Source organism: Paracoccus sp. T5 (genome assembly GCF_048538155.2).
In the GTDB taxonomy this organism is placed as follows: domain Bacteria; phylum Pseudomonadota; class Alphaproteobacteria; order Rhodobacterales; family Rhodobacteraceae; genus Paracoccus.
The window spans coordinates 2717805-2744474 of sequence record NZ_CM135809.1 but is presented as its reverse complement, the minus strand read 5'-3'; the positions used below and the strand labels follow the sequence as shown (position 1 = coordinate 2744474).

25 protein-coding genes and 1 tRNA gene are annotated in these 26670 nt (G+C 69.2%); 13 read left to right on the top strand and 13 right to left on the bottom strand.

All coding sequences use genetic code 11. From position 1 onward, the window contains the following. The 8 genes from opgC to ACNR9W_RS13410 all read right to left on the bottom strand — a co-directional run bounded on the left by opgC (position 1) and on the right by ACNR9W_RS13410 (position 10384). Positions 1-1167: an OpgC domain-containing protein gene (gene opgC / locus ACNR9W_RS13445; protein WP_419271221.1), complete on the bottom strand. Its 1167-nt coding sequence runs from the start codon at positions 1165-1167 to the stop codon at positions 1-3. Then, positions 1164-3287 carry a glucans biosynthesis glucosyltransferase MdoH gene (gene mdoH, locus ACNR9W_RS13440; RefSeq protein WP_419271220.1) on the bottom strand — a complete coding sequence of 708 codons (2124 nt, stop codon included), beginning with the start codon at positions 3285-3287 and terminating at the stop codon, positions 1164-1166. The genes opgC and mdoH overlap by 4 nt, the downstream gene beginning before the upstream one ends. After that, positions 3284-4840, bottom strand: coding sequence for a glucan biosynthesis protein (locus tag ACNR9W_RS13435; protein ID WP_419271219.1), 1557 nt, complete (start codon positions 4838-4840; stop codon positions 3284-3286). The genes mdoH and ACNR9W_RS13435 overlap by 4 nt, the downstream gene beginning before the upstream one ends. 131 nt (positions 4841-4971) lie before the next feature. Beyond that, positions 4972-7218, bottom strand: coding sequence for a phosphoenolpyruvate--protein phosphotransferase (ptsP, locus tag ACNR9W_RS13430; RefSeq protein WP_419271218.1), 2247 nt, complete (start codon positions 7216-7218; stop codon positions 4972-4974). Positions 7219-7276: 58 nt separating this feature from the next. Further along, positions 7277-8533 (bottom strand): aspartate kinase, encoded by a 1257-nt coding sequence (locus ACNR9W_RS13425; protein WP_419271217.1) that lies wholly within the window; start codon positions 8531-8533, stop codon positions 7277-7279. A gap of 98 nt (positions 8534-8631) precedes the next feature. Continuing rightward, positions 8632-9045 (bottom strand): DUF1178 family protein, encoded by a 414-nt coding sequence (locus tag ACNR9W_RS13420; protein ID WP_419271216.1) that lies wholly within the window; start codon positions 9043-9045, stop codon positions 8632-8634. A 34-nt stretch (positions 9046-9079) separates the two neighbouring features. Further along, positions 9080-10282, bottom strand: a complete 1203-nt coding sequence (locus tag ACNR9W_RS13415) for a 3-deoxy-D-manno-octulosonic acid transferase (protein ID WP_419271215.1) — start codon at positions 10280-10282, stop codon at positions 9080-9082. A 28-nt stretch (positions 10283-10310) separates the two neighbouring features. Then, positions 10311-10384: transfer RNA gene (locus ACNR9W_RS13410), tRNA-Cys, on the bottom strand. A gap of 150 nt (positions 10385-10534) precedes the next feature. Between ACNR9W_RS13410 and ACNR9W_RS13405 the strand changes: the two genes are divergently transcribed. Genes ACNR9W_RS13405 through ACNR9W_RS13395 form a run of 3 tightly spaced genes read left to right on the top strand, consistent with a single transcriptional unit; the run spans position 10535 to position 13250 of the window. After that, positions 10535-11188, top strand: coding sequence for a protein-L-isoaspartate O-methyltransferase family protein (locus ACNR9W_RS13405; protein WP_419271250.1), 654 nt, complete (start codon positions 10535-10537; stop codon positions 11186-11188). A gap of 38 nt (positions 11189-11226) precedes the next feature. After that, positions 11227-12576 (top strand): TolC family outer membrane protein, encoded by a 1350-nt coding sequence (locus ACNR9W_RS13400; RefSeq protein WP_458478740.1) that lies wholly within the window; start codon positions 11227-11229, stop codon positions 12574-12576. Positions 12577-12599: 23 nt separating this feature from the next. Then, the gene (locus ACNR9W_RS13395; RefSeq protein ID WP_419271208.1) at positions 12600-13250 is read left to right on the top strand and encodes a hypothetical protein; all 651 of its coding nucleotides are present in this window, start codon (positions 12600-12602) and stop codon (positions 13248-13250) included. Positions 13251-13260: 10 nt separating this feature from the next. On the opposite strand, the gene ACNR9W_RS13390 is transcribed toward ACNR9W_RS13395, so the two are convergent. From ACNR9W_RS13390 to surE, 3 genes are read right to left on the bottom strand one after another with little or no spacing between them, the layout of a single operon-like run. After that, positions 13261-14367, bottom strand: a complete 1107-nt coding sequence (locus tag ACNR9W_RS13390; protein ID WP_419271207.1) for a LysM peptidoglycan-binding domain-containing protein — start codon at positions 14365-14367, stop codon at positions 13261-13263. Between the two features lie 35 nt (positions 14368-14402). After that, the gene (locus ACNR9W_RS13385; protein ID WP_419271206.1) at positions 14403-15059 is read right to left on the bottom strand and encodes a protein-L-isoaspartate(D-aspartate) O-methyltransferase; all 657 of its coding nucleotides are present in this window, start codon (positions 15057-15059) and stop codon (positions 14403-14405) included. After that, positions 15056-15880 (bottom strand): 5'/3'-nucleotidase SurE, encoded by an 825-nt coding sequence (surE, locus tag ACNR9W_RS13380; RefSeq protein WP_419271205.1) that lies wholly within the window; start codon positions 15878-15880, stop codon positions 15056-15058. The genes ACNR9W_RS13385 and surE overlap by 4 nt, the downstream gene beginning before the upstream one ends. Positions 15881-16077: 197 nt before the next feature. On the opposite strand from surE, the gene ACNR9W_RS13375 reads away from it, so the two are divergent. Next, positions 16078-16992 carry a sulfite exporter TauE/SafE family protein gene (locus ACNR9W_RS13375; protein WP_419271204.1) on the top strand — a complete coding sequence of 305 codons (915 nt, stop codon included), beginning with the start codon at positions 16078-16080 and terminating at the stop codon, positions 16990-16992. Continuing rightward, complete coding sequence (locus ACNR9W_RS13370; RefSeq protein ID WP_419271213.1) at positions 16989-17888, top strand: TIGR02186 family protein; 900 nt, start codon at positions 16989-16991, stop codon at positions 17886-17888. The genes ACNR9W_RS13375 and ACNR9W_RS13370 overlap by 4 nt, the downstream gene beginning before the upstream one ends. A 90-nt stretch (positions 17889-17978) precedes the next feature. Here the strand turns inward: ACNR9W_RS13370 and ACNR9W_RS13365 are convergent, their stop codons facing one another. Beyond that, positions 17979-18935, bottom strand: a complete 957-nt coding sequence (locus tag ACNR9W_RS13365; RefSeq protein WP_419271203.1) for an L-malyl-CoA/beta-methylmalyl-CoA lyase — start codon at positions 18933-18935, stop codon at positions 17979-17981. A 161-nt stretch (positions 18936-19096) separates the two neighbouring features. Between ACNR9W_RS13365 and ACNR9W_RS13360 the strand changes: the two genes are divergently transcribed. After that, positions 19097-19957 (top strand): D-amino-acid transaminase, encoded by an 861-nt coding sequence (locus ACNR9W_RS13360; protein ID WP_419271202.1) that lies wholly within the window; start codon positions 19097-19099, stop codon positions 19955-19957. Positions 19958-20107: 150 nt separating this feature from the next. Here ACNR9W_RS13360 and ACNR9W_RS13355 read toward each other — a convergent pair whose 3' ends face one another. Continuing rightward, the gene (locus ACNR9W_RS13355) at positions 20108-20848 is read right to left on the bottom strand and encodes an N-formylglutamate amidohydrolase (protein ID WP_419271212.1); all 741 of its coding nucleotides are present in this window, start codon (positions 20846-20848) and stop codon (positions 20108-20110) included. 116 nt (positions 20849-20964) lie between these two features. Between ACNR9W_RS13355 and pyk the strand changes: the two genes are divergently transcribed. From pyk to ACNR9W_RS13320, 7 genes are all read left to right on the top strand, one after another. Continuing rightward, a complete protein-coding gene (pyk, locus tag ACNR9W_RS13350; protein ID WP_419271201.1) occupies positions 20965-22410 on the top strand; it encodes a pyruvate kinase in 1446 nt (481 codons plus the stop codon). Positions 22411-22443: 33 nt separating this feature from the next. Beyond that, complete coding sequence (locus ACNR9W_RS13345) at positions 22444-22668, top strand: hypothetical protein (protein ID WP_419271200.1); 225 nt, start codon at positions 22444-22446, stop codon at positions 22666-22668. Between the two features lie 108 nt (positions 22669-22776). After that, positions 22777-22977 carry a 50S ribosomal protein L35 gene (gene rpmI, locus ACNR9W_RS13340; protein ID WP_119886767.1) on the top strand — a complete coding sequence of 67 codons (201 nt, stop codon included), beginning with the start codon at positions 22777-22779 and terminating at the stop codon, positions 22975-22977. Between the two features lie 15 nt (positions 22978-22992). Further along, entirely contained in the window at positions 22993-23352 is a 360-nt protein-coding gene (rplT, locus tag ACNR9W_RS13335; RefSeq protein ID WP_419271199.1) for a 50S ribosomal protein L20, read from the top strand. A 137-nt stretch (positions 23353-23489) separates the two neighbouring features. Further along, positions 23490-23672, top strand: a complete 183-nt coding sequence (locus tag ACNR9W_RS13330) for a CsbD family protein (protein WP_419271198.1) — start codon at positions 23490-23492, stop codon at positions 23670-23672. Positions 23673-23812: 140 nt separating this feature from the next. After that, complete coding sequence (locus ACNR9W_RS13325) at positions 23813-25171, top strand: cytochrome P450 (protein WP_419271197.1); 1359 nt, start codon at positions 23813-23815, stop codon at positions 25169-25171. A gap of 68 nt (positions 25172-25239) precedes the next feature. Next, positions 25240-26646, top strand: coding sequence for an alanine/glycine:cation symporter family protein (locus ACNR9W_RS13320; RefSeq protein WP_419271196.1), 1407 nt, complete (start codon positions 25240-25242; stop codon positions 26644-26646). Positions 26647-26670 lie beyond the last annotated feature (24 nt).

The following is a 26670-nucleotide window of genomic DNA, read 5'->3' as shown; positions in this document are numbered from 1 at the left end:
TTACGCGATGGGACGGCCTGCGGCAACCTTCATTTGCCGCCGCGCCGCGCGGCAGTCCTTGCGGGCGCGCTGCCAGGGCGCCCCATAGGCCAGCCACAGCGCCGAGATCCACCACAGCGCCAGGCAGGCCCAAAGGTCCACGGCCAGCCTTTGCCAGCTTGGTTGGTCCGGCGGGGTCATCTGAAAGGCATCGGCCAGGACCGACAGCAGCACGCAGGCGATGAAGGACCACAGGCCCCCGCGCCCGATCTGCTGCAGCGCCACCCCGAGCCGGCTGGCCGCCAGCCATTCCATCGGCCGCGCCAGCGGCACCGCGACCAGCCAGGCGGCGGCGACGATGGCCAGATAGCGGGTGCCGTCCAGGTTCCACTTGTCGATCGTGCCATAGACCAACTTCAGCGCCTCGCGCAGCGGCAGCGCCGGTTCCCCGATGGCCGCGCCGATGACGATGGCGCTGCCAAAGGCGAACATGCCGGCCGCCAGCAGGGTCAGCAGATGCCGCCAAGGCCACAGCCGCGCCATCAGCTGCTGGCGAAACAGGCCCATGGCCGTGCCGGTCAGGAACAGCATCTGCCAGCCGAAGGGATTGAACAGAAAGCCGCCCTGGCTGCGGTGGTTCGGGATCAGGCCGTTGAGCTGCGGCGCGAACCACCAGAGCGCCACCGAGGCGACCGCGACCTGCAGCGGCCAGCGCAGCATCGCCGGCACCACCACCGTCGCGGCGGCGATCAGGACGACATAGACCGCCAGCACGTCGATGATGTTGGGCTGCAGCCAGAAGGTGCCGACGGCGGCCAGGAAGCCCAGGGGATTTTCCAGGATCCAGACCGAATATTGCGTCCAGATCGCGGTATGCGGCCGCCCGCTGGCCCAGAGCGCGGCGGACAGCAGCGCCATCAGCCCGGCGCCCACGACCATGGCCCGCCACACCTCGAAGGAGCGGCGCGCGAAACGGGTCTGGGCGCTGCGGCGTCCGGACTTGGCCTCGACGCTTCGCCAGACCATGCCGACCAGGAAGCCCGACAGCAGCACGAACAGTTCCGAGGCGTCGAAGATCGAGAAGTTGGGCAGCGTGATCCAGCGCATGACCGATATCGGCATGTGGTTGACCATGATGCTGACCAGCGCGTAGCCGCGCAGCATGTCCAGTGCGATCAGGCGGTTCATTCGGGAAGATGGCTCCAGCGGGTCAGAAGCTGCCGGTCCATCAGCATCGCGTCGGTTTCGGCGCGGTCTAGGAAATCCAGCGCCTGGCCGCGCGTGGCGGCATGGGCGATCTTGGCCTCGGCGGTGATCCGGGCCAGGTGCCAGGCGTTCGGCAGGTCCTGGGGCAGCGGCGACAGCATCTGCAGATGCCGCTCCAACAGCGCGGGCTGCCGGGCCAGGCGCAGCAGGCTGTCGCGGCCGGTGACGGGCTGGGGCAGGCTGCGGGCAATGGCTGCCGCCTCGGTCAGGATGGCAGGCGGGTCGCGTTCCTCGGGCGTGACCAGCAGGCCGCGCAGCCGCGCCCACCGGCCGAAGACCGGGCTGGCCGACAGGCGCGAGGTCACGGGCGACAGGATCAGACCGGCCAGGATCGGCGACAGCCAGATCAGCTGTGCGGGCGAAAAGCTGGCCAGCACGACCAGCGTGCCCAACCCCAGCGCGACATGGGCCCAGTGATAGCGCAGCACGACCCCCCAGCCCGGCATGGTCCCGGCGCGCACCTGCGCGTTCCAGCCGCTGTCGCGGCCGCCCAGGATCTCGAAGATCTGGCGGGTCTGGACCAGCATCTGCACCGGCGCGATCAGCGCCGACAGGATCGTCTCGAAGATCGCGCTGGCAAAGATGCGCACGCGCCCGCCGGAATTGGCCGCAAGCGGGCGCGCCCAGGCCCGGAAGGTCGCGATGAACTTGGGCAGCAGCAGCAGCCCCATCGCGATGCCGAACAGCCACAGCATCCGGCGGCTGTCGAAGACCGGCCATTCGGGGAACAGCTGGTAGGCGTTGGGGAAATATTCGGGCGTGGACAGCAGCACCGTGGCCGACAGCCCGAGGCCCACCAGGATCAGCGCCAGCCACAAGGGGCTCATCAGGAAACCCATGATCCCGATCAGGAAATGCACCCGGCTGATGCCGCGCATGCCCGCGATGCCGAACAGGCGGCTGTGCTGCAGGTTGCCCTGCGCCCAACGGCGTTCGCGCACGGCCATGTCCAGCAGCGTGGGCGGGCAGCCCTCGAAGCTGCCGCGCAGGTCGTGGTCCAGCCGCACCTTCCAGCCGGCACGGCACAGCGCGGCGGCCTCGACGAAGTCATGGCTGAGGATCGTGCCGCCGAAGGGCGGGCGGCCGGGCAGCCGTGGCAGGCCGCAGGCCTGGGCAAAGGCCGTCACCCGGATCATCGCGTTGTGGCCCCAGTAATTCCCAGTGTCCCCCGCCCAGGCCGAGACGCCCCGCGCGATCATCGGGCCATAGACGCGGCCGGCAAACTGGGTCAGGCGGGCAAAGATCGTCTCTCCGCCGACCAGCATCGGCATGGTCTGGATCAGCCCCAGGCGGGGATCGGCCGCCATCCGGGCGGACATCTGGCGGATGGTCGCGCCCGACATCACGCTGTCTGCGTCCAGCACCACCATCTGGTCATAGCGCCCGCCCCAGTGGCGCACGAATTCGGCGACGTTGCCGGATTTGCGGTCTTCGTTGTTCAGGCGGCGGCGATACCAGATCGGCAGCGGCGACAGCGCGCGCGCGGCACCGATCACCAGCGTCTCGTTCACGGCGATGGCCGGGTCGCGGGTGTCCGAGAGCACAAAGATCTCGGCCCGGTCGGCCATGCCCTCGTCCGCCAGCTCGCGCGCAAGGGCCACCAGCAGGCCGGTGCTGGCGGCAACATCCTCGTGATAGATCGGCATGACCACGACCACCCGGGACGGATTGGGCCCTTCGGGGGTGACCAGGCGCGGCGCCAGGAATCCGGCCAGCGTGCCGCAAAATGAAAATCCGACCCAGGCAAAGGTCGGAACGAACAGCGCCAGCAGCGCGATCTGCATCAGCGTCGGGTCCGCCCCGAACGAGGCCAGCATCTGGCTGAAGCCGAAGACCGCCAGCGCCGCCGTGCCGCCAAAGGCGATCAGCCGGGCCAGCCAGACATTCAGGCTGTTCATCTGCCGTTCGACCATGCCCTGCGGCAGCCGGCCGAAGTCCTGGACCGGCATATCCAGCGGTGCGGCCGGCGGCACCACGGCGGCCGGGGCGGGCGCCTGGGGGCGGTCCGCCTGCGAGGCTTCGGCGATCATGTTCATGCTCATGCGGTCCAGCGCGTCAGCCAGGTTTCACTCAGCGCCATGCCCTGGTCGTCGGTCAGCACCGCGCGCAGTTCGGACAGCGGGACGCGGCCCGGCTCGAACTCGAAGGCCAGGCGCAGCACATGCTGGTCGGGCAGGGGCTTGAGATAGGCATGCACGATCCGCCCTTCCGAGGCGCTGACCTGGAACTGCGGCAGCTGGTCGCGGAACAGGCCCAGGTCAAAGTCGACGATGAAGCTGCGCGTCGTCTCGACATTGATCGACCGGCCCGACCGCACCTGCCGGACCTTGGCCAGCGGCAGGTCGTTGGGCGGCAGCGGGGCGAAGCTGAGCGTATAGCGGAAATCGTGCCGCTGCCCGCGCAGCAGCGGTTCCTTGGGCACCCAGTAGCTGACGATGTTGTCGTTGAACTCGTTCTCGACCGGGATCTCGACCAGGCGGACCTCGCCGGGACCCCAGTCCCCCTCGGGCTGGATCCAGGCCGAGGGGCGCTGGTGATACATGGCCTCGGCATCCTGGTAGGTCTCGAAGTCGCGGGCACGCTGGACCAGGCCAAAGCCCTTGGGATCATCGTCCACGAAGCCCGAGATCTGCAGGTTGCGCGGCGACATCAGCCCCCGCCACAGCGCCTGCCCCGCCCCGGTATGCATCTGCAGCCCGTCGCTGTCATGGCAGGCGGGGCGATAGTCGTCGACGGTGCGGCGGCTGGCCGGGCTGAACCAGAACATGGATGTCAGCGGCGCCAGCCCCGTCTCGCGCAGGTCCACGCGCGGGAACAGCGCCACGCGGGTGCGCACCGTCGTGACCGCGCCCGGCGTCACGTCGAACTGGAAGGCCGCCGCGACCGAGCGGCTGTCCAGGATCGCGTGGATGCGGACGGTGTCGTGGCTGTCGTCGGGCTCATGGATCCAGAAATCCGTGAACAGCGGGAATTCCTCGCCGTCGGGGCTGCCGGTCTTGATGGCAAGGCCGCGCGCCGACAGGCCGTAAAGCGTGTTGCGCGCCACCGCCCGGAAATAGCTGGCCCCCTGGAAGACCAGGAACTCGTCCATGACGCCGGGGCGGTTCAGGACGGTGCGGACGCGAAAGCCCGACCAGCCCATGTCGCCGATCGTGGCCAGGTCCGGCCCGTCGGGGAAATGCGACGGATCGAATTCCAGCATCGAGGGGTCGAAGGGCACCGGCTGCGGCATCCCGTTGCGGACCAGGTTGATCTGCACCGGCTCGTAGAAGATCATCCCCGGTGACAGGAGGTCGATCCCGAAGCGCGAGCTGCCGGCCCAAGGGTCGCGGTCGCGGCGAAAGCGGATCGCGCGGTACTGGTCATAGTTCAGGTCCGCGAAACTGCCCACCAGCTGCGAGACCGGCTGGACATAGACGCGCGACGCCCGGTCGGCGGCCAGCGCCGCCACCTGGTCGAAGCCGAAGGGTTCGGGCTTGGGCGGGCCAAAGGCTTCGGCAGCCCCGGCAGGGGACTGGGCTTGGGCCGGGATCGCCATCAGCGACCCGCCGGCAGCCAACGCGGTGGCGGCATTGAGAAAGTGACGACGCTTCATGTGCGGGAATGTCTCGAAAATACAGGGGATATTATAGGCGGGCCGCCGCAGTGCAGCAAGCGCGCTTGCTCAATCGGCCTGCCATCGGCCGAAATCGGCCTTGCACGGGCCGGACCTTCCCCTTTTCGCGCCTATTGTCGCGCCAGCCAGGCGGCGACGGGGCCACGTACGCTGTTCACGCCGGCGGCCTCGGCCTCCTCGATGACCTGCCGCAACTCGATGATCGACACCCGCCGAATCAGGTGCTTGACCGGCCCGATCGAGGCCGGGCGCATCGACAGGCGGCGGATGCCCAGGGCAGCGAAGACCAGCGCCTCGATCGGCCGGCCCGCATCCTCGCCGCAGAAGGACAAGGGCACGCGCGCCTCCTCGCAGCGGGCGATGATCTGGCGCAGCATGGCCAGGAAGGACGGGTTCAGCGTGTCATAGCGGCGGCGCACGCGCTCGTTCTCGCGGTCGGCGGCAAAGAAGAACTGCTTGAGGTCGTTGCCCCCGATCGAGACGAAGTCGCACATCTCGAAGAAGCGCCGGGGCGCAAAGGCCAGCGACGGCGTCTCCAGCATGGCGCCGACGCGGATGTCGCTGGGCATCTGGTGGCCAAGCCGCTTCTCGCGCGCGACCTCCTCCATCAGCATGCGATAGGCGGCCTCGTATTCGGTGATGTCCGCGATGAAGGGAAACATCACGTGCAGCGGGCGCCTGACGCTGGCGCGGATCAGCGCCTGCAGCTGCATCCGCAGGACGCCGCGCTTGTCCAGTCCCACGCGGATCGCGCGCCAGCCCATCGCCGGGTTGGGCTCGTCCTGCGGTTTCATGTAGGGCAGGACCTTGTCCGAGCCGATGTCCAGCGTGCGGAACATCACCGGCTTGCCCTGGGCATTGTCCAGGACCCTCGTGTAAAGCCCGGCCAGCTCGGCCCGCCGGGGCACGTGGTTGCGGATCAGGAACTGCAGCTCGGTCCGGAACAGCCCGACCCCTTCGGCGCCCGATCCCTCCAGCGAGGGAAGGTCGGCCATCAGGCCCGCATTCATGTAGAGCTGGATCGTGGTGCCGCAGGTGCCCGTGGCGGGCAGGCTGCGCAGGCTGGCATAGCGGTCCTGCGCCTCGGCCTGCATGGCGATCTTGTCCAGGAAGGCCTTGGCGACGCTTTCCTCGGGGCGCAGGTGGACGATGCCCTGGTCGCCGTCGATCAGCACCGGGTCGCCGTTCAGCGCCTCGGTCGTGATGCGGCCGGCATGGATGATCAGCGGAATCGCCAGCGCGCGCGCCACGATGGCCGCGTGGCTGCCGACCGAGCCTTCTTCCAGGATCACGCCCTTCAGCCGGCGGCCGTATTCCAGCAGCTCGGCCGGGCCGATGTTGCGCGCGACCAAAATCGGGCGGTCGGGCATCTCGGCGCCGGTGTCGACGCCCTGTCCGGTCAGGATGCGCAGCAGGCGGTTCGACAGGTCGTCCAGGTCGTGCAGCCGGTCGCGCAGATAGGGATCTGCGGCCATCTCCAGCCGCGCCCGGGCGGTCGACTGTTCCTTTTCCACCGCAGCCTCGGCCGACAGGCCAAGGCGGATGTCCTCTTCCATGCGCTTCAGCCAGCTGCGGGAATGGGCGAACATCCGATAGGTTTCCAGCACGGCGGCATGATCGCCGTCGCCGCCCATGTCGGCGGCCGCCACCATCGAGTCGACGGTGCTGCGCAGGCGCTCGACCCCCTCGTGCAGGCGGGCCAGCTCCTTGTCGGGATCGTCGCCCACGGGGTTCGCGATCACCACGCGCGGCTCGTGCAGCCAGACACGGCCCTCGGCGGCGCCCTCCTGGCCGGTGGCGCCGCGGATCATCAGCGGGAATCGGTGCGCAGGCGGCATGCTGTCAGCCTGGCTGCCCTGGAAGGCGCCCAGCTCGGTCATCTCGGCCAGCACCATCGCGACTACTTCAAGGCCATAGACCTCGTCGTCGGAAAACTGCCGCGCGGTCGCGCACTGCACCACCAGCACGCCAAGCCGCTCTCCCACCCGCTGGATCGGCACGCCGAGGAAGGCGGGAAACACCTCTTCGCCGGTTTCGGGCATGAAGCGGAAGCCGGGCTCGGCGGGGGCGTTGGCGGTGTTCACATGGCGGCCGGTGCGGGCCACGCGGCCGACCAGGCCCTCGCCCAGCCGCAACCGCGTCTGGTGGACCGCCTCGGGGCGCAGCCCCTCGGTCGCGCAGAGTTCCAGCGTCTCGGCATCGCGGAACAGGTAGATCGAGCAGACCTCGGTCCCCATCGAATCGGCGATGTGATGGGTGATCTGGTCAAGCCGGTCCTGGCCGCCGCCCGCGGCCGCCAGGATCTCCTTCAGCCGCCGCAGCAGCTTGCGCGAGTCGCTGTCCGTGCGATCCTGCATCGCCTGCCCGCCTTCTGCCTGCGCGATCACCCCTGTTCCAGGGGCCGAACCGGGTGGCTTACGCCTTCTCCAGTTCGAAGGCATCATGCAGCGCCTGCACGGCCAGTTCCATGTATTTCCGGTCGATCAGCACCGAAATCTTGATCTCCGAGGTGGCGATCACCTTGATGTTGACGTTCTCGTCGGCCAGCGCCTTGAACATGCGCGCGGCGACGCCCGCATGGCTGCGCATGCCGATGCCGACGACGCTGACCTTGGCGACCTCGGTGTCGATGTTCAGCTCGTCATAGGCGATGGTGCCGGCCTGGCGGGCCTCTTCCATGGCCCGCTTGGCACGCTCGACCTGGTTGATCGGCACCGAGAAGGTCATGTCGGTCACCGAACCCGGATGATCGTCATAGTCCTTTTCGGAAATGTTCTGCACGATCATGTCCACGTTGACGCCGGCCTCGGCCAGGGGCGCGAAGATGGCGGCCGAGATGCCGGGCCGGTCCTCGACCGTCACCAGGGTGATCTTGGCCTCGTCGCGCGAAGAGGCGACGCCGTTGACGACTTTCGATTCCATGATTTCATCCTCATCGCAGATCAGCGTGCCGGAATTCTCGTCGGTATCCTCGAACGAGGATAGCACCCGCAGCCGCACCTTGTATCGCATCGCCAGTTCCACAGACCGGGTCTGCAGGACCTTGGCGCCCAGGCTGGCCAGTTCCAGCATCTCCTCGAAGGCGATCTTTTCCAGCTTGCGCGCCCGCGAGGTGATGCGCGGGTCGGTCGTGTAGACCCCGTCCACATCGGTGTAGATGTCGCAGCGCTCGGCCTCGAAGGCGGCGGCAAAGGCGACGGCGGTCGTGTCCGAGCCGCCCCGGCCCAGGGTGGTGATCCGCCCGTCCTGCGCCACGCCCTGAAAGCCCGCGACCACGGCGACGCGGAAACCCTGGGCGAATTTCTGGTCCAGGTTCTTGCGGGGGATGTCCATGAAGCGCGCGGCCGAATGGGCGGCGGTGGTGTTGATCGGCACCTGCCATCCCTGCCAGCTGCGGGCGGGCACGCCCATCTCCTGCAGGGTCAGCGCCATCAGGCCCGCGGTCACGTTCTCGCCCGAACTGACGACGGCGTCGTATTCGCGTGCGTCGAACATGGGCGAGGTCTGCTCGACCCAGCCCACCAGCTCGTTGGTCTTGCCCGACATGGCGCTGACGATGACGATGACGTCATAGCCCCGCTCGACCTCGCGCTGCACCTTATGGGCGGCGTTCTTGATCCGGTCCAGGTCGGCCACCGAAGTGCCGCCGAATTTCATCACCAGAAGCGGCATCACGGGCCTCCAGCCAGGGGTTGAGTGTCGGCGGGGCTTGTATGGGGGGCGCGCTGAAAGGGCAAGGGCTTCCGCACGCTATGGCGGCCGGGCGACCCTCAGTTCGCCTTCTGGCGGGGCAGGAAGGGCAGGGGCGCCACCGGTACCCCCTCCTCGATCAGCTTGCGGGCCTCCTCGGGGCGGGCCTCGCCATGGATCGCGCGGGAGGGGCGGTCGCCCTGGTGCATGGCGCGCGCCTCCTCGGCAAAGCGCAGGCCGACATAGTCCGAGCTTTCCTCGACCTTTCGGCGCAGCGCCTCCAGCGCCGCCTCGGCGGGGTTGCGCGGGGCGCTCAGTGCCGGGGCGCGCTTTTCGGTGACGGCGGGCGCCATCAGCGCCTTTTCCACCTGGGTGGATCCGCAGGACGCGCAGGTCACCTGGCCCGCATCCCGCATCGTCTGGAACCCCTCGGACGAGCGGAACCAGCCGTCGAAATCATGGCCATCGTGGCAGCGCAAGGCATAGCGGATCATCGCAGGGCTCCGGTCATCTGCCTGTTATATCGGGTCAGCCGCGGCGCTGCGCAAGATCGTCCAGCCGCGCGATCAGCCCCCCCGGATCGCCCGCCCGCGCCACCAAAACGGCCCGCGCGCGATCGCCCATGGCCCGCGCCTCCTCCGGCCGCGCGGCCAGCCGTGCCAGCATGTCCGGCAGCGATGCCGCCGTGACCGCACGGGCCGCGCCCGCCGCCTCCAGCGCGTCGAAGGCTTCCAGGAAATTGCCAAAATGCGGTCCCCGCAGCAGGGCGCAGCGATGGGCGGCGGGCTCCCAGGGCGTGTGGCCGCCATGATCCTGCAGGCTGCCGCCGACCAGGCAGATGCCGGCGCGCGCGTACCAGCGCGCCATCTCGCCCAGGGTGTCGGCCAGCAGGACCCCGCCCTCGGGGGCTTCCTCGGCCCCGGCGCTGCGCCGCGCCAGCGGCAGACCGCGCGCCCGCACCAGACCCGCGACATCGTCGGCCCGCTGCGGATGGCGCGGCGCCAGGATCAGCCGCAGGGGGGGAAGGCCCGCCCGCGCCGCGGCAAAGGCGTCCAGGATCGGCCCATCCTCGCCCTCATGGGTCGAGGCGGCCAGGATCGTGCGCTCGCGCAGGGGATCGTCGGCGGGCGGGGCGATCGCGGCAGGTGCCAGCAGCTTCAGGTCCAGCCGCGGCAGCAGCGCCCCCGAAGGCAGGCCCAGGCACAGCAGCCGCGCCTCGCTGGCCTGGTCCTGCGCCGACAGGGCGGCGATCCGCCCCAGCATCGGCCCGATGACGCGCGGCAGCCGCCCCCATGTCCCGGCCGATCGTTCCGACATCCGCGCCCCGATCGTCGCCTGAACCACCCCGCGCTCGGCCAGAAGGCGCGACCGCAAAGGCCAGAACTCGCCCTCGACCGTCAGGGCCAGGCGCGGGTCGGTGGCCTTCAGGAACCGGGTCAGCGCGCCCGGCAGGTCCAGGGGCGCCAGCCGCGCGGGCAAGCCCCATGCGCGCACCAGGTCGCGCCCCGTCTCGGTATTGGCTGTGACCTGCACCGGGTGCCGCGCGGCCAGCGCCTCGATCACCGGGCGGGCCGAGGTCAGTTCGCCGACCGAAGCACCGTGGATCCAGATCGCCGCCGGCGCCAGCGGCGACCCGCAGGCCAGCCGCTCGCGCAGCCGGTCCGATCCGCCCAGACGCGCCCGCATCCGCAGCGCGGATTCGGCGATGCGGGTCGTGGCCTCGTAGATCATGCCGGGGGAAACCCTCGCGAAGGTTTGTTGGAGGTGGGTACCGGAATCGAACCGGTCTTCACGGATTTGCAATCCGGTGCGTAACCTCTCCGCCAACCCACCGCCGTCGAGAGTGCGGGTGTCATAGTGGATTGCCGCAGCCCTTGCAAGACGCGAAGCGGCGCGGGGCCGATCCGGACGATCAGCGGCGTTGCCCAGACTGGGGAAACATGGCAATAAGTGCGCATCAAGATCGAGCAGAGGTTCCCCGACATGACCGATTTCGCCGCGCGGCGCACGATGATGGTGGACACGCAGGTCCGCCCCAGCGACGTCACGAAGTTCCCCGTGATCGAGGCGATGCTGACGATCCCGCGCGAGGATTTCGTGCCCGCCAGCCGCCGCGCCGTCGCCTATTCGGGCGAGAACCTGGACATCGGCCACGACCGCGTCCTGCTGGAGCCGCGCACCCTGGCCAAGATGGTCGATGCGCTGGACATCCAGCCCGACGAGCTGGTTCTGGATCTGGCCTGCGGCTATGGCTATTCCGCCGCCGTCATGGCCCGCATGGCCGAGGCGGTCGTTGCCATCGAGGATGACGCCGAACTGGCCGCCGAGGCCGAGCGCCGTTTGTCCGAGGCCGGCATCTTCAGCGTCGCCGTCCTGCAGGCGCCCCTGACCGCGGGCGAGCCCAAGCAGGGCCCCTATGACGTGATCCTGATCGAGGGCGCCGTCGGCGAGGTGCCCGCCGCGATCATCGACCAGCTGCGCGACGGCGGCCGCATCGCCGCCCTGTTCCGCGAAGGCGCGCTGGGCGTGGCCCGGATCGGGTACCGCGTGAACGGCCAGATCAGCTGGCGCTATGCCTTCAATGCCAATGCGCCGATGCTGGCGGGCTTTGACCGGGCGCGGGGGTTTTCGTTGTGACGGTCCGGGCGCGCCTCGCGGGCCTTGCGCTGCTGGCCATGGCCGCCGCCCTGCCGGCACGGGCCGAATCGCTGGCCGACACGATGGTCGCCGCCTATCGCCATTCGGCGCTGATCGAACAGAACCGCGCCGTGCTGCGCGCCGCGGATGAGGACGTGGCCGCCTCGGTGGCGGCTCTCAGGCCGGTGGTGCAGTGGATCGCGCGGCACGGGATCCAGCGGAGCGAGGGCGGGCCCACGACCCGCTCGACCTCGCTGGCGCTGAACGGCTCGGTCACGCTTTATGATTTCGGGCGCTCGCAGCTGGCCATCGACGGGACCAAGGAGCAGGTGCTGGCCACCCGGCAGGCCTTGGTGTCGGTCGAGCAGGACGTGCTGCTGTCGGCCACCGTCGCCTATTTCCAGGTCCGCGAGGCGATCCAGCAGGTCGCGCTGCAGCAGAATTCGGTCGAGGTGCTGTCGCGCGAGCGCCAGGCCGCACAGGACCGCTTTGATGTGGGTGAGATCACCGTGACCGACGTGGCGCTGGCCGATGCGCAGCTGGCCGCGACCCGCGCGGGTCTTGCGGCCGCCAACGGCCAGCTGGAGGTCGCGCGCGAGGCCTATCTGGCCGTGACCGGGCGGCAGGCCAGCAACCTGTCCACGCCGCCCTCGCTGCCCAAGTTGCCCGCAACACTGGACGAGGCGCGGACCATCGCGCAGCGCAGCCATCCCACCATCCGGCAGGCGCAGCGCCAGGCCGCCGCCGCCGAGATCGGGGTCGCCGCCGCCGCCGCCGAGCGCAACCCCATACTGTCCGGAACCGCCAGCATCGGCGTCAATCGCACCCCACAGGCGCGACTGGGGGGCGGGCTTGTGTCCGAAAGCACCAATACGGCATCGGTGGGGCTTGAACTCAGTCAGACCCTTTATTCCGGTGGCCGACTGCCTGCAGCGCATCGCCGCGCGATGGCGCAGCGGGACCAGGCGCGTTCGGCCCTGCTGAACGTCTCGCGCCAGGTCAGCCAGTCGGTGGGCGAGACCTGGGCCAACATCGCCGTGGCCCGCGCCCAGATCACCGCGATCGACCAGCAGATCTCGGCCGCGCAGCAGGCGTATAACGGCGTGCGCGAGGAGGCGCTGCTGGGCGCGCGGACCACGCTGGACGTGCTGGATTCCGAACAGGCGCTGCTGGAGGCGCGGGCGGACCGGATCACGGCCGAATCCAACCTCCAGTTAGCGCATTATCAACTTCTCTCGGCTATGGGTCGGTTGACGGTAGAAGACCTCAACCTGGGAATTCCCACCTATGACCCTTCGCAGTATTATAGTGCCGTGCGTGATGCACCTTTCACCAGTAAGCAGGGCGAAAGCCTGGACCGGGTCCTGCGCGCCATCGGCCGCAACTGAACCGTTCACGGACGGGGTGCCGCATGGCTGAGCCCCGCGCCGATCTGGACATGGCGGATGTCAGCCGCCTTTACGAGGATATCGGTGCGGCGCTGGCGGCCATCCGGCAGCTTGTCGCGCGCGAGATCCCCGACCCGGGCCACGCGGATGTGGTGCAGGAGGATGCGACCAGCTTCCTGGCCCGCCGCCTGGCCGAACCTGCCGCACCCGTGCCGCTGGCCCCGCGCCTGCCGCCGGAACCCGCGCCCCAGGCCGCCGCACCGGAGCCTGAGGTCGAAGCGCCGCAGCCCGTCATCGTGCAATCCGTTCTGGCGCCTGCGACCTTTGCCTGGCCTGCCTGGTCGGCCGCGCCGGCGGGTCAGCCGCAACCCCCGGCCACCGCATCGAACCTTAAGCCGCAACCGCCGGTGACCGAAACCATGGTCCAGCCGGAACCGCCCGCGGCCGAAGCAGTGCCCGTGGCAGAGGTCGTCACGCCCGATCCCTTTCCGGTGCCGACCGAGATCGCAGCGTTCAGCCCGCTGCTGCCCGACGCTTCGCTGCGGGACGCGCTGCGCGAGATGATCCGCGAGGAGTTGCACGGAGAGCTGGGGGCCCGCTTTTCGGCCAATCTGCGCGCCGTCATCCGGCGTGAGATCGTGCAGGCGCTGGACGACCGGACGCTGTACGGCTGAGAAGAACGCGTCAGTTCAGGAAGCTCTCGGGATCGACGCTCTCGAAACCCTTGCGGACCTCGAAATGGACCACGCCCTCCTTGCCGGCCGAGCCCAGGCTCTGGCCGGCACTGACGCTGTCGCCCTTGGCGACATTCACCGCATCCAGGCCCGCATAGACGGTCATCAGGTCGCCCTCGTGCCGCACCACGATGATCGGCACCCCCGACGTGTCGCGGGTGATGGCCGCCACGCTGCCCGCGCCCGCCGCCGCGACCGGCGTGCCCGAGGGCGCGGCAATGTCGATGCCGTCGTTGCGACCCTTGTCATAGACCCGCACGATCGACCCATCCACCGGCATCCTGAACCGTCCGCTGCCGGATGCCGCGGTCCGCGTCGCGCCCAGGTCCGTGGCGGGTGCCTCGGGGGCGGGGGCGCCTGCGGGCGGGGTCGCCTCGTCCGGCAACGGCTGCGCGGCCGAGGGGGGCTGGGGCGTCGGGCTGCCCGCGCCGGGCACGGTCGTGGCCAGCCGGTCCGGCCGCTGCCCCGGCTGCGGCACGATCAGCCGCTGGCCGATGCGCAGGCTCATGTCGGCGGGCAGGCCGTTCCAGGCAGCCAGGTCCTGCACCGTCACGCCATAACGCCGCGCCACCGACCAGGCCGTCTCGCCCGATGTCACAACATGTTCGCGCGGATTGCCTCCCGCAGGCGCGGGTGCCGCTTGGCCTGCCGCCTGACCGGCAAAGGGATCGCGCACCACCGCCGCGGCACCGGCCACGGGCGCGGTTCCCGCCGCCACCTGGCGCGGCAGCACCAGCACGGCGCCGGCGTTGAGGGGCGCATCGGCAGGCAGGGCATTGTGGCTGGCCAGTTCGCCCGGGTTCAGGCCCAGCCGCGCGGCCAGCGCCGCCGGCGTCTCTCCGGCCTGCGCCAGCGCCACCTGGCCGTTGCCAAAGGTGATCACGCCACGTTCGTCGGGCGCCGGGCGCGGCGTGGCCGCGGCGGCGGCATCGGCCGTGCCGAGGCCGCCCATCAGCCCGCGCAGGTCGGGATCAAAGCGTCCGTTCGCCCCGCATCCGGCCAGCGCCACCAGCGCCGCCAGGGTGACGACCCTGCCTGAAATTGCCTTGTGCTTCATTACGCGTCCTCGGCCTGCCTCGTGGTGGCCGGGGATCATGTCTGGCCCAATCCCTCGACCAGGGGAACGAACCGCACCTGCCGCAGCTCGTCATATTCGAACCCGCTCTCGGACCGGGTGACGCGGATCAGCGTCTGGACCGCGTCCGACTGCCCGACCGGCACCACCATGATACCGCCGATCTTCAGCTGTGCCAACAGCGGCCCCGGCGGATCCTCGGCCGCGGCGGTCACAAGAATGCGGTCGAAGGGCGCCTGGTCGGGCAGCCCGCGCGACCCGTCGGCGACCTGTGCGGTGATGTTGTGCAGCCCCAGCTGGCGAAAGATCGCCTCGGCCTCCTGGACCAGGCGGCGGTGGCGGTCGACGGTATAGACGCGCCGGCACAGCCCCGACAGGACCGAGGCCTGATAGCCCGAGCCGGTCCCCACCTCCAGCACGGTGTCGCGCGCGCCCACCTCCAGCGCCTGCGTCATCAGCCCCACGACCGAGGGCTGGCTGATCGTCTGCCCGCAGGGAATCGGCAGGGGCGTGTCCTCGTAGGCGCGATCCGCGAATTGCCCGCGCACGAAGATGCCCCGGTCGATGCGCTCCATCGCCTCCAGCACGCGCAGATCGGTGACACCACGAGAGCGCAGCTGGAACAGAAAGCGCATCTTGCGCTCGGCCGGGCTGTCCTCGTCGGGCTCGCTCATTCGGCGGCCCGCCTCGGCTGGGGCAGGGTCCCGTCCCCCAGCGCCTGCGCCAGGTCCTGCAGAGAGGCGTGGCAGGTCAGATCGGCGCGCATCGGCGTGACGGCGACATGGCCCTCCATCGCCACGGCTACGTCGGTGCCGGGCCGCGCCGGCGCCTGCTGCGATCCGCCCGCGACCCACATGAAGCGCCGCCCGTTCGGGGCGGTATAGGGCATGACGCCAAAGCGCGATCCCTGCCGCTGGCCCTGCGGGGCGACGCGCAGGCCCTGGACCCGGGCGGCGGGCAGGGGCGGAAAGTTCACGTTGTAGAACAGCCGGAAATCCGCGTCCGAGGTCCAGTCGCCGTGATCCAGCAGCCGCCGGATGACGGTCGCGCCATGGGCGCGCGACGCCTCGAAGGGATCGGCCAGGTCCGCCGTCAGCGGCCCCAGGTACTGCGACAGCGCGATCGCCGGCAGGCCCTGCAGCGCCGCCTCCATCGCACCGCCGATCGTGCCGGAATACATCGCGTTCTCGCCCGCGTTGTTGCCGCGGTTGACGCCCGACAGCACCAGGTCGGGCAGCGCGTCGGCCATCAGGTCGTGGACGGCGGCCAGCACGCAATCGGCCGGGCTGCCCTCGGCGGCATAACGGCGCTCGTCCAGCCGGGCGACCATGGTCGGGTGGGAATAGCTGATGCAGTGGCCCACGCCCGACTGCTCGAAGGCCGGGGCGACGGTCCAGACCTCGCCCCCGGGTCCGGCCAGTTCGGTCGCGATCTGGTGCAGGACCTCCAGCCCCGGAGCGTTGATGCCGTCGTCATTGGTGATGAGAATACGCATCCTGCCCCCTGTCCAAGGTTGCCGCCCCGGCGCCACCGGCAGGTTCCTGCCGCGCGCGCGGATGTGACCCGACTTGCTTAGCGGCCGCCTGCCCGCGCTTCAACCCGTTCCTGCATGCGCGGGCCTTCGGTGGCAAAGCGGTTTGACGTGGCTGGCGGCCCGTTGCATCCTGAACCGGCTCAACAGGTCGAGACCCGATGCAGATCTTCCTTCCCATCGCCGAAGTGTCGGTCAACGCCTTCACGCTGGTGGGGCTGGGGGGCCTGGTCGGCGTGATGAGCGGCCTCTTCGGCGTCGGCGGCGGCTTCCTGATCACGCCGCTTTTGTTCTTCATCGGCATTCCCCCCGCCATCGCGGTGGCCACGGGCGCCAACCAGGTCGTCGCGTCGTCTGTCTCGGGCGTGCTGGCGCATATGCGGCGCAAGACGGTCGATTTCCGCATGGGCGGCGTGCTGCTGGTCGGCGGCCTGATCGGCTCGGCCCTGGGCGTCCTGGTCTTCAACCTCCTGCGGCGCGTGGGCCAGGTCGAACTGGTCGTGCAGCTGTGCTACGTGGTCTTCCTGGGGCTGATCGGTGCGATGATGCTGCAGGAAAGCATCCGCGCCCTGCGCCGTGCCCGCCACGCGACCGGCCGGCGGCGCCTGCATCAGCACAACTGGGTCCACCGCCTGCCGCTGAAGATGAAGTTCCGCGCCTCGGGCCTCTATATCAGCGTCATTCCCCCGGCCCTGGTGGGCGTCGCGGTGGGGGTGCTGGCGGCCATCATGGGCGTGGGCGGCGGCTTCATCATGGTGCCTGCGATGATCTACCTGCTGGGGATGCCCACCAAGGTCGTGGTGGGGACCTCGCTGTTCCAGATCACCTTCGTGACCGCCTTCACCACGCTGATGCATGCGGTCAACTACAACACGGTAGACGTGATGCTGGCGGTGCTGCTGATCGTGGGCGGCGTCGTCGGCGCGCAGATCGGCACCACGCTGGGTGCGCGGCTCCGGGCCGAACAGCTGCGCATCCTGCTGGCGCTGCTGGTGCTGGCGGTCTGCTTCAAGCTGGCGCTGGACCTGTTCCTGACGCCCGACGATCTCTACTCGATCAGCACGAGGAGCCGCTGATGCGCGCGCTGGCGCTGATCCTGGCGCTTGGCCTGCCTGGCGCGGCGGGGGCGCAGGGCACCGGCTCGACCATGCCCGCCGATCCGCAGGGGGGGCTGCTGCCGCCGGTGGCCACGCCGGGGCAATGGCCGCTGTTCCCCGATCCCGGCCGGTCGCGCAGCGGCGAGGCGGCCGAAAGGATCGAAGCGCCCGAACAGGTCGTGGCCGGCCTGTCCGACAGTTCCGTGGCGATCACCACCAGCTTCGACGGCTCGGACATCCTGATCTATGGCGCGGTCCGGCGCGAGACGCCGATCCCCGAGGGCGACCTTGATGTGATCGTGACGATCGAAGCCCCCAGCCAGCCGCTGACCATCTGGCAGAAAAGCCGCCGCGCCGGCATCTGGGTCAACACCGACCGGGTCGAGATCGGCGCCGCGCCCAGCTTTTACGCGGTGGCCACGACCGGGCCGCTGGACGAAATCCTGTCGCCCGACTGGGACAACCGCTACCGCATTTCGCTGCCCCTGGTGATGCGCGGCTTCGAGGGCGCCCCCGAGGTCGAGGACAGTGTCCCCTTCACCGAGGCGCTGATCCGCCTGCGCCAGCAGAACGGCCATTACCGCCTGGACGAGGGTTCGGTGACGCTGGTCGAGGATACGCTGTTTCGCACCGACATCCGCCTGCCCGCCAACCTGCTGGAGGGCGATTATCGCGCCCGCATCTTCCTGCTGCGCGAGGGACAGGTGATCGACGCCTATCGCGCCGCCATCGAGGTGCGCAAGGTCGGGCTGGAACGCTGGCTCTATGTCCTGGCCTTCCAGCAGCCGCTGCTCTACGGGCTGATGTCGCTGGCGGTGGCGGTCATCGCGGGCTGGGGCGCCTCGGCCGCCTTCCGCAAGCTGCGCCGGGCCTGATGCATCAAGGCCCCGCGACGGATCGCGGGGCCTCTCCTCCCCCATTGTGCGAACCGTTCCCCTCCACTGGAGCGGTTCGCGGGGTGTTTCTCAGGCGCCGATCAGTTCGGACTGGCGAACGATCACCTCGGCCTGCTTGATCGAGGCGATGTCGACCAGCCGCCCCTTGTAGACCGTGGCGCCCGCGCCCTCGGCCTTGGCCTTTTCCATCGCGGCCAGGATCTCGCGCGCCTCGGTGACGGCGGCCTCGTTGGGCGAAAAGACCTCGTTGGCCAGGGCGATCTGGCTGGGATGGATCGCCCATTTGCCGACCATGCCCAGGGTCGCAGACCGGCGCGCCTGCGCCACGAAGCCGTCGCTGTCGCTGAAATCGCCAAAGGGCCCGTCAACCGGCAACAGCCCATGCGTCCGGCAGGCCGCCACGATGGCCGTCTGCGCCCAGTGCCAGGGGTCCGGCCAGTATTTCTGGCCCTCGCGGATCATGTAATAGTTCTCCTGCGTGCCGCCGATGCCCGTCGTGGCCATGCCCATCGATGCCGCGAAATCCGCGGCCCCCAGGCTGATCGCCTGCATCCGCGGCGAGGATGCGGCGATCTCTTCGACATGGCAGATGCCTGCGGCGCTTTCGATGATCACCTCGAAGTTGGTCGGCCTGGACCGGCCCTTGGCACGTTCGATGGCGGTGACCAGCGCATCGACGGCATAGATGTCGGCGGCGCAGCCGGCCTTGGGGATCATGATCTGGTCCAGCCGGTCGCCCGCCTGCTCCAGCAGGTCCACCACGTCGCGGTACCAGTAGGGCGTGTCCAGCCCGTTGATGCGCACCGACAGCGTCTTGGTGCCCCAGTCGATGTCGCCGATCGCCTGGATGATGTTGGCCCGCGCCCGGGCCTTGTCGTCGGGGGCGACCGAATCCTCCAGGTCCAGGTTGATCACGTCGGCGGCCGATTTCGCCATCTTCTCGAACAGCGCCTCCCGCGAGCCGGGGCCGAACAGCTGGCAGCGGTTCAGGCGGGCAGGGGGCAGGGGCTGGCTGCGGAAACTCATGCTCGGGTCCTGTTCGTAAAGATTGCGGCTTGATGCGGTAATAAAGTTGCGCGGCGGTCGCATCAAGTCCTAATTCCGCACTGCGGCATCGGGCGGGGTTCTTGACCTGTCACCGGATTTGGGCGCAGGACCCGGCCACACGCGACGGCACGGAGGACCCCATGACGCGGACGGTTTATGTGAATGGCGATTACGTTCCCGAAGATCAGGCCCATGTCTCGGTCTTCGACCGCGGCTTCCTGATGGCGGATGGCGTCTACGAGGTGGTCAGCGTCCTGGGCGGCAAGCTGATCGACTTCGACGGGCACATGGTGCGGCTGAAGCGGTCGCTGTCGGAACTGGCCATCGACAACCCGCTGTCGGATGACGATTACCTGGCCGCACATCGCGACCTTGTCGCGCAGAACGGGATCACCGACGGGCTGGTCTATCTGCAGGTCACGCGCGGCAATCCGGGCGACCGCGATTTCGCCTATCCCCCTGCGGGCACCCGGCCCACGGTGGTGATGTTCACGCAGTCCAAGCCCGGCTTGGCCGATGCGCCCGCCGCCAAGACCGGCTGGACGGTCGTCAGCGTCGAGGACCTGCGCTGGGGCCGCCGCGACATCAAGACGGTGCAGCTCCTCTATCCGTCGATGGCCAAGATGGAGGCCAAGGCGCGCGGTGCCGACGACGCCTGGATGGTCGAGGAGGGCCGCGTGACCGAGGGCACCTCCAACAACGCCTATATCGTCAAGGGCAACCGCATCATCACGCGCGAGCTGAGCCACGACATCCTGCACGGCATCACCCGCGCCGCCGTCCTGCGCTTTGCCCGCGAGGCGCAGATGCAGGTCGAGGAACGCAGCTTCACCATCGCCGAAGCGCAGGAGGCCGACGAGGCCTTCATCACCTCGGCCTCGGCCTTCGTCATGCCCGTTGTCTCGATCGACGGCGCCAAGGTGGGCGCGGGCGCGGTCGGTCCCGTCGCCACCCGCCTGCGCGAGATCTACCTGGAGGAAAGCCTCAAGACCGCGGTCTGATGGCGTCCCGCGACGGCGGGGCTGGCCCCAGCTCCCCCCGCTGTCGCGCCCGGAACCCGGCCGTCGCCCTGCCTGCCTCTCCGTTGCTCAAATACCCCCGGGGGATCACCGAAAGGCGATGGGGGCTGGCCCCCTTGTGACGCCCCGGCCTCAGAGACCGCTTTCGGCCAGCACCCGCGTGATCACCCCCGCCAGGCGCTCGGCCCAGAGCTGCTGCCCCTCGGGCGTGGCGATCAGGTCGTTCCTGACCTCGATCAGCATGTTCGGCCGCCCATGCGCCAGCGCGTGCCGGTCGATGCTGTCGCCCTGCAGATGCCCGTCATAGGGCTGGTTCTCGCCGGTGATCCAGCCCTCGTCCCGGCAAGCCTCGACCATGGCCGGGCCCAGCCGCGCATCGGCATGGGAATAAAGGATGCCGACCTGCCAGGGCCGCGGCGGGCGGCCGCGCAGCTGCCGTGTAAAGCTGTGGACGGCGCAGATGCAGCGCGCGGGATGTCGCGCGGCCAGCCGCTCCAGCGCGGCGTGATAGGGGCGGTGCAGCCGGTCCAGCCGCCGCATCCGCTCCCCGGCATCGGCCAGCTTGTTGGCGGGGATCACCGTGCCGTCGTAGAGCCGCATCAGCAGCGTGGGATCGTCCTCGCCCCGGTTCGGGTCGATCACCAGGCGCGAGAAGTCGCTGAAGATCGCCGGCGCCTCCAGCAGCCGGCCCAGCCGCGAGGCCAGCCCCGCCGCCCCCACATCGAAGGCGATATGGCGGGCCATGTCGGCCTCGGCGATGCCCAGCCGGCCCCCGCCCACCCAGTCTGGCACGCGGTTCGTGGCATGGTCGCAGGTGATCAGCCAGCGCGAGGAACGAACCTCGCCCTCGGTCCAGAAGGGGCGGTCGGTCATGATGCTGTCATCGGTCATGGTCAGCGTTGTCTACGACGGATGGCGGACAGACGCCAGTTGCCGCCACGTCGCGATTGCGGCATAGATAGCGCTAAACCTGAAAGGGCGGGATGATGATGAGACGACACCGCAACGTGAAGATCGTGGCAACCCTTGGACCTGCGTCCTCCACCAAGGACGTGATCCGGGCCTTGTTCGATGCCGGGGCCGACGTGTTCCGCCTGAACATGAGCCATGGCAGCCACGATGATCACCGTGCGCGTTACGACACGATCCGCGAGATCGAGGCCGAGACCGGCCGTCCGATCGCCATCCTGGCCGACCTCCAGGGCCCCAAGCTGCGGGTGGGCCAGTTCACCGCCGGCGCGCACGAGCTGGAAGAGGGCGACGCCTTCCGGTTCGACCTCTCGCCCGAACCCGGCGACAGCCACCGCGTCCAGCTGCCCCATCCCGAGATCTTCGCGGCCCTGATCGAGGGCAGCGACCTTTTGGTCAATGACGGCAAGATCCGCCTGCAGGTCCAGAAATGTGGCGCCGATTTTGCCGATTGCACCGTCACCGTCGGTGGCACGATCAGCGACCGCAAGGGCGTGAACGTCCCCGACGTGGTGCTGCCGCTGGCGGCGCTGTCGGACAAGGACCGCGCCGACCTGGAATTCGCCTGCCAGCTGGGCGTCGACTGGCTGGCCCTGTCCTTCGTGCAGCGCGCCGAGGACGTCGAGGAGGCCAAGGCCCTGGCCCAGGGCCGCGCCGCGATCCTGTCCAAGATCGAGAAGCCCGCCGCCGTCCGCGCCTTCGACGAGATCCTCAAGGCCTCGGACGGGATCATGGTCGCCCGCGGCGACCTGGGCGTCGAACTGCCTGTCCATTCCGTGCCGCCGATCCAGAAGCGCCTGGTGCGCCTCTGCCGCAGCGCCGCCAAGCCGGTAATCGTGGCCACCCAGATGCTGGAATCGATGATCGACAGCCCGATGCCCACCCGGGCCGAAGTCAGCGACGTCGCCAACGCCATCTATGAAGGCGCCGACGCGGTCATGCTGTCGGCCGAAAGCGCCGCCGGCAATTATCCGATCGACGCGGTGCGCACGATGGACAACGTCGCCCGCTCGGTCGAGGCGGACCCCAACTATCGCTCGATCATCGAGGCGGCGCGCAAGGCCAGCCTCTCCTCGGTCCCCGACGCCATCGTGACCGCCGCGCGCGAGATCGCCGAGACGACCGACGTGGCGGCGATCTGCGCCTTCACGCAGTCGGGCACCACGGTCAGCCTAGTGGCGCGCGAACGCCCGCGCGTGCCGATCATCGCGCTCAGCCCGATCGAATCGGTCACCCGCCGCATGACGCTGACCTGGGGGACGCATTGCGTCATCGTGCCGCGCCTGTCACGCTTCAAGGAGGCGGTGGTCAACGGCACCCGCGCGGCCCGCGATTACGGCTTTGCGGATGAATCGCGCAAGGTCGTGGTGATGGCCGGCGTGCCCTTCAACGTCGCGGGCACCACCAACATCCTGCGCATCGCCCCCTGCGATGAACGCTTGATCTTTGCGTCCGACCCGGAATAACCGGAGCAGGCCGAACAAAAGGGGGTGGCAGTCATGTCCGATTTACTTCTGGTGCTGGGCGTCGCGCTTTGCATCCTCTCGGTGGTGCTGGCAGTGATCCAGCTGATGCAGACGCGGGCACCGCGGGCGGCTGTGATCTGCCTGATTGCCGGCATCCTGGCGCTGTTCGCGGGCGCCCTGCTGGATCCCGAACCCTTCCGGCCCGGCGACATTCCCGCCGCGCTGGGCAGTGTCACGGGCGACGCGGCAACGCGCTGAGCCCTTGCCAATCGCCGCGCGCCCGCCTATACGGCGCGCTTCCGATCCGTGCGGCCGGCCCATGTGGCATTGCCGAGTCGCGCGTTCACTCTGATGAAGGAGACGAAAATGCCGAAGATGAAGACCAAATCCGCTGCCAAGAAGCGGTTCTCGTTCACGGCCTCGGGCAAGGTGAAATCCGGCCAGGCCGGCAAGCGCCACGGCATGATCAAGCGCACGACCAAGTTCATTCGCGACGCACGCGGCACCACCGTCATGTCTGACGCTGATGCCAAGATCGTCAAGAAATACATGCCCTACAACCGCTGATCCGAGGACTGAACAATGGCACGAGTTAAATCCGGCAAGGTCACCCACGCCCGCCACAAGAAGGTCCTTGAGCAAGCCAAGGGCTATTACGGCGCCCGTTCGCGGAACTTCCGCACCGCCACCCAGGCCGTCGACAAGGCCAACCAGTACGCGACCCGCGACCGCAAGAACCGCAAGCGCAACTTCCGCGCCCTGTGGATCCAGCGCATCAACGCCGCCGTCCGCCTGGTCGATGCTGAAATGACCTATTCGCGCTTCATCAACCTGCTGTCGAAAGCCGGCATCGAGGTTGACCGCAAGGTGCTGGCCGACCTGGCCGTGAACGAGCCCGAAGCCTTCGGTGCGATCGTCGCCCAGGCCAAGGCCGCCGCCTGATCGCGCAGACCTGTTGCTCCGCGAAGGCCCGCTCCCGAAAGGGGGCGGGCCTTTGTCGTTGGGGCTCCCCGCAAGGGAACGAATGCCCGCCCGACGGGTTGTCATGATGAACAAGACAACACCGAAAGGAGCCTCTCATGGGCGAGATGACCGACAAGCTGAAAGCCGCCGCCAACAAGACCGCAGGCTCGGTCAAGGACGCCGTGGGCGACATGACCGACAACGAGCGCCTGCAGGCCGAGGGCAAGGCCCAGAAGGCCAAGGGCGACGTCCAGGACGTGACCGGCACCGTCAAGGGCAAGCTGGGCAACGACATCTGATCCTGCTTGGCCTGTCGATGAACGAGGCTCCGCTGCGGCGGGGCCTTTTTCATGGGGCCCGCGACATTGCCGCGCCTTGCGGTGTGCCGCCGGCCTGGGCCACCATGGGCCTGTCCGGACCCCGTCGAAAGGCCGCCCGCATGTTCGACCTTCCCTCAGCCGATCCCGCCAAGGTGCCGCTGGCCGTCCGGCCGCTGGGCCTCTGGGGCACCGCCATGACCGCGCGCCGCAACGTGCTGGAGCTGATCCCCGCCATCGCCACGCGCCAGCCCATCGTCTCGGGCAAGACCGGGCTGCGCTGGCACATGGTCATGGACCCGGGGGCCCTGCGCCACATCCTCAAGGACCGGGTCGAGGATTACCCGAAATCCACCACCACCAAGCTGATCCTGAACCCGGCCATCGGCGACAGCCTGTTCGTGGCCGAGGGTGCGCATTGGCGCTGGCAGCGGCGTGCCGCCGCCCCGGCCTTCGCGCAGCGCCACGTGGACGGGCTGGGCCCGGTCATGACCGCCGCGGCCGAGGCCTCCTGCCGCCGCCTGGCTGCGGCGCGGGGTCCGGTGAACCTCTTCGAGGAAACGGTGGCCGCGACCTTCGAGGTGATCTCGGACGTGACCTTCTCGGGCGACGGGACCTTTGACCGCGACGCGGTCCACAACTCGATCGATGCCTATATCGCCCAGGCGGCCAAGGTCTCGCTTCTGGACGTCATGGGGCTGCCCGCCTGGCTTCCGCGTCCGGGGCGGCTCTTTTCGGGCCCCGGTCTCCGGCGGATGAAGGGCATGGCCGACCAGGCCATCGCCGCCCGTGCCCGCGCCGCCGCCAAGGACGGGCCGCCCGACCTTCTGGACCTGCTGCTGGTGGCGCAGGACCCCGAGTCCGGCCGCCGCATGAACCGGGATGAGCTGCGGGACAACCTCCTGACCTTCATCGTGGCGGGGCACGAGACGACCGCCCTGACCCTGGCCTGGGCGCTGTACCTGTGCGCCTTTGACCAGGACGTCCAGCAGGCCGCCGCCGACGAAGCGCGCGCCGCCTTGGGCGACCGCGCCGCCACTGCCGCCGATTTCGGCGCGCTGCCCCTGATCCTGCGCATCGTGAACGAGGCGCTGCGTCTCTACCCGCCCGCCGCCTTCCTGTCGCGCACCGCCCAGGCGCATGACCGGCTCTGCGGGCGCGAGGTGCGGCCGGGCGACACGGTGATGCTGCCGATCTATGCGCTGCACCGCCACCACCAGCTCTGGCACCGTCCCGATGCCTTCGATCCCGACCGCTTCCTGACCGCGCCCGACCGCTATGCCTTCCTGCCCTTCGGCGCCGGCCCCCGCATCTGCATCGGGTCCAGCTTTGCCCTGCAGGAGGCGGTGATCATCCTTGCCACGCTGCTGGCGCGCTTCCGCTTTGACCGGGTGCCGGGCCGCGATCCCCAGCCCCGCATGATCCTGACGCTGCGCCCGGAAGGCGGCGTCTGGCTGACCGTCCGGCCACGCGGCGACTGACCCGCAAGGGTTGCGGCTGCTCACGGGGCTGTTACAGACTGCCGCCTGAACAGGCAGCGGAGTGGGCCATGACCGCGATCATCGACTTTCTGAACACCATCTTCTGGGGCTATGTGCTGATCTACGGCCTGCTGGCCGTCGGCATCTACTTCACCGCGCGGCTGGGCCTGCTGCAGTTCCTCCATTTTGCCGAGATGTGGCGCTGCGTGCGCGGCTCGGGCGTGACCGACCGCGACGGCATCACGCCCTTTCAGGCGCTGGCCGTGTCGCTGGCCAGCCGCGTGGGCACGGGCAACATCGCGGGCGTCGCGGTGGCGCTGGTCCTGGGCGGTCCGGGCGCGATCTTCTGGATGTGGATGGTGGCGCTGGTGGGCATGGCCACGGCCTATGCCGAATCCACGCTGGCGCAGCTTTACAAAATTCATGGCCCCGACGGCATGTATCGCGGCGGCCCGGCCTATTACATCTCGCGCGGGCTGGGCCTGCGCTGGCTGGCGGGCCTTTTCGCCGTCGCGCTGATCATCGCCTTCGGCCTGGTGTTCAACGCCGTCCAGGCCAATTCCATCGCCCAGGCGGTCGAGGGCGCCTTTGGCATCGACGAAGGGATCGTGGGGCTGGCCGTGGCGGCGCTGTCGGGTGTCATCATCTTCGGCGGCATCCCCCAGATCGCCCGCACCGCGCAGCTGGTCGTTCCGGTCATGGCGGGCCTCTACCTGCTGGCCGCAGTCGTCGTCCTGGCCCTGAACATCACCGAGGTGCCGGCCATCCTGCTGGGCATCATCCGCAGCGCCTTCGGCCTGCAGGAGGCCGTGGGCGGCGTCACCGGCGGCGTCATGGCCGCCATGCTGAACGGCATCAAGCGCGGCCTCTTCTCGAACGAGGCCGGCATGGGCTCGGCCCCCAACATCGCGGCCGTCGCGGTCCCGAACCCGCACCACCCCTCGTCCCAGGGCTTCGTGCAGGCGCTGGGCGTCTTCATCGACACGATCCTGGTCTGCACCGCCACCGCCGTGATGATCCTGCTGGCCGATGTCATCCCCTCGGCCGACCTGACCGGCGTCAACCTGACCCAGGCCGCGCTCAGCGACCATTTCGGGGAATTCGGCCACATCTTCGTCGCCGTGGCGATCTTCTTCTTCGCCTTCACCTCGATCATCGGCAATTACAGCTATGCCGAAAACGCGCTGGTCTTCCTGGGCGCGGGCAAGCCCGGCATCATGGTGCTGCGCCTGGCGGCGCTCGGGATGGTCGTCTGGGGCTCGCTGCAGGCCGTGTCGACCGTCTTCAACTTCGCCGATGCCAGCATGGGCCTGATGGCCACGATCAACCTCATCGCCATCGTGGCGCTGTCGGGCACGGTAGCCAAGGTCACGGCCGACTATCTCAGCCAGCGCCGCGCCGGGATCGAGCCGCAGTTCCACATCGGCCGCCACCCCCGCATCGCACCGGGCGTGAACCGCGACATCTGGAAATGACCGCCGCCTGAACCGGGGCGGGCG

Coding starts and splice junctions, on each gene's coding strand:
- ACNR9W_RS13355 (WP_419271212.1), bottom strand. CDS start 20,848: ATGACCGACCGCCCCTTCTGGACCGAGGGCGAGGTTCGTTCCTCGCGC.
- ACNR9W_RS13330 (WP_419271198.1), top strand. CDS start 23,490: ATGGGCGAGATGACCGACAAGCTGAAAGCCGCCGCCAACAAGACCGCA.
- ACNR9W_RS13365 (WP_419271203.1), bottom strand. CDS start 18,935: ATGAGTTTCCGCAGCCAGCCCCTGCCCCCTGCCCGCCTGAACCGCTGC.
- rplT (WP_419271199.1), top strand. CDS start 22,993: ATGGCACGAGTTAAATCCGGCAAGGTCACCCACGCCCGCCACAAGAAG.
- ACNR9W_RS13435 (WP_419271219.1), bottom strand. CDS start 4,840: ATGAAGCGTCGTCACTTTCTCAATGCCGCCACCGCGTTGGCTGCCGGC.
- ACNR9W_RS13345 (WP_419271200.1), top strand. CDS start 22,444: ATGTCCGATTTACTTCTGGTGCTGGGCGTCGCGCTTTGCATCCTCTCG.
- ACNR9W_RS13415 (WP_419271215.1), bottom strand. CDS start 10,282: ATGATCTACGAGGCCACGACCCGCATCGCCGAATCCGCGCTGCGGATG.
- pyk (WP_419271201.1), top strand. CDS start 20,965: ATGAGACGACACCGCAACGTGAAGATCGTGGCAACCCTTGGACCTGCG.
- mdoH (WP_419271220.1), bottom strand. CDS start 3,287: ATGAGCATGAACATGATCGCCGAAGCCTCGCAGGCGGACCGCCCCCAG.
- ACNR9W_RS13420 (WP_419271216.1), bottom strand. CDS start 9,045: ATGATCCGCTATGCCTTGCGCTGCCACGATGGCCATGATTTCGACGGC.
- rpmI (WP_119886767.1), top strand. CDS start 22,777: ATGCCGAAGATGAAGACCAAATCCGCTGCCAAGAAGCGGTTCTCGTTC.
- ptsP (WP_419271218.1), bottom strand. CDS start 7,218: ATGCAGGATCGCACGGACAGCGACTCGCGCAAGCTGCTGCGGCGGCTG.
- opgC (WP_419271221.1), bottom strand. CDS start 1,167: ATGAACCGCCTGATCGCACTGGACATGCTGCGCGGCTACGCGCTGGTC.
- ACNR9W_RS13405 (WP_419271250.1), top strand. CDS start 10,535: ATGACCGATTTCGCCGCGCGGCGCACGATGATGGTGGACACGCAGGTC.
- ACNR9W_RS13375 (WP_419271204.1), top strand. CDS start 16,078: ATGCAGATCTTCCTTCCCATCGCCGAAGTGTCGGTCAACGCCTTCACG.
- ACNR9W_RS13320 (WP_419271196.1), top strand. CDS start 25,240: ATGACCGCGATCATCGACTTTCTGAACACCATCTTCTGGGGCTATGTG.
- ACNR9W_RS13360 (WP_419271202.1), top strand. CDS start 19,097: ATGACGCGGACGGTTTATGTGAATGGCGATTACGTTCCCGAAGATCAG.
- ACNR9W_RS13390 (WP_419271207.1), bottom strand. CDS start 14,367: ATGAAGCACAAGGCAATTTCAGGCAGGGTCGTCACCCTGGCGGCGCTG.
- ACNR9W_RS13325 (WP_419271197.1), top strand. CDS start 23,813: ATGTTCGACCTTCCCTCAGCCGATCCCGCCAAGGTGCCGCTGGCCGTC.
- ACNR9W_RS13395 (WP_419271208.1), top strand. CDS start 12,600: ATGGCTGAGCCCCGCGCCGATCTGGACATGGCGGATGTCAGCCGCCTT.
- ACNR9W_RS13385 (WP_419271206.1), bottom strand. CDS start 15,059: ATGAGCGAGCCCGACGAGGACAGCCCGGCCGAGCGCAAGATGCGCTTT.
- surE (WP_419271205.1), bottom strand. CDS start 15,880: ATGCGTATTCTCATCACCAATGACGACGGCATCAACGCTCCGGGGCTG.
- ACNR9W_RS13425 (WP_419271217.1), bottom strand. CDS start 8,533: ATGCCGCTTCTGGTGATGAAATTCGGCGGCACTTCGGTGGCCGACCTG.
- ACNR9W_RS13400 (WP_458478740.1), top strand. CDS start 11,227: ATGGCCGCCGCCCTGCCGGCACGGGCCGAATCGCTGGCCGACACGATG.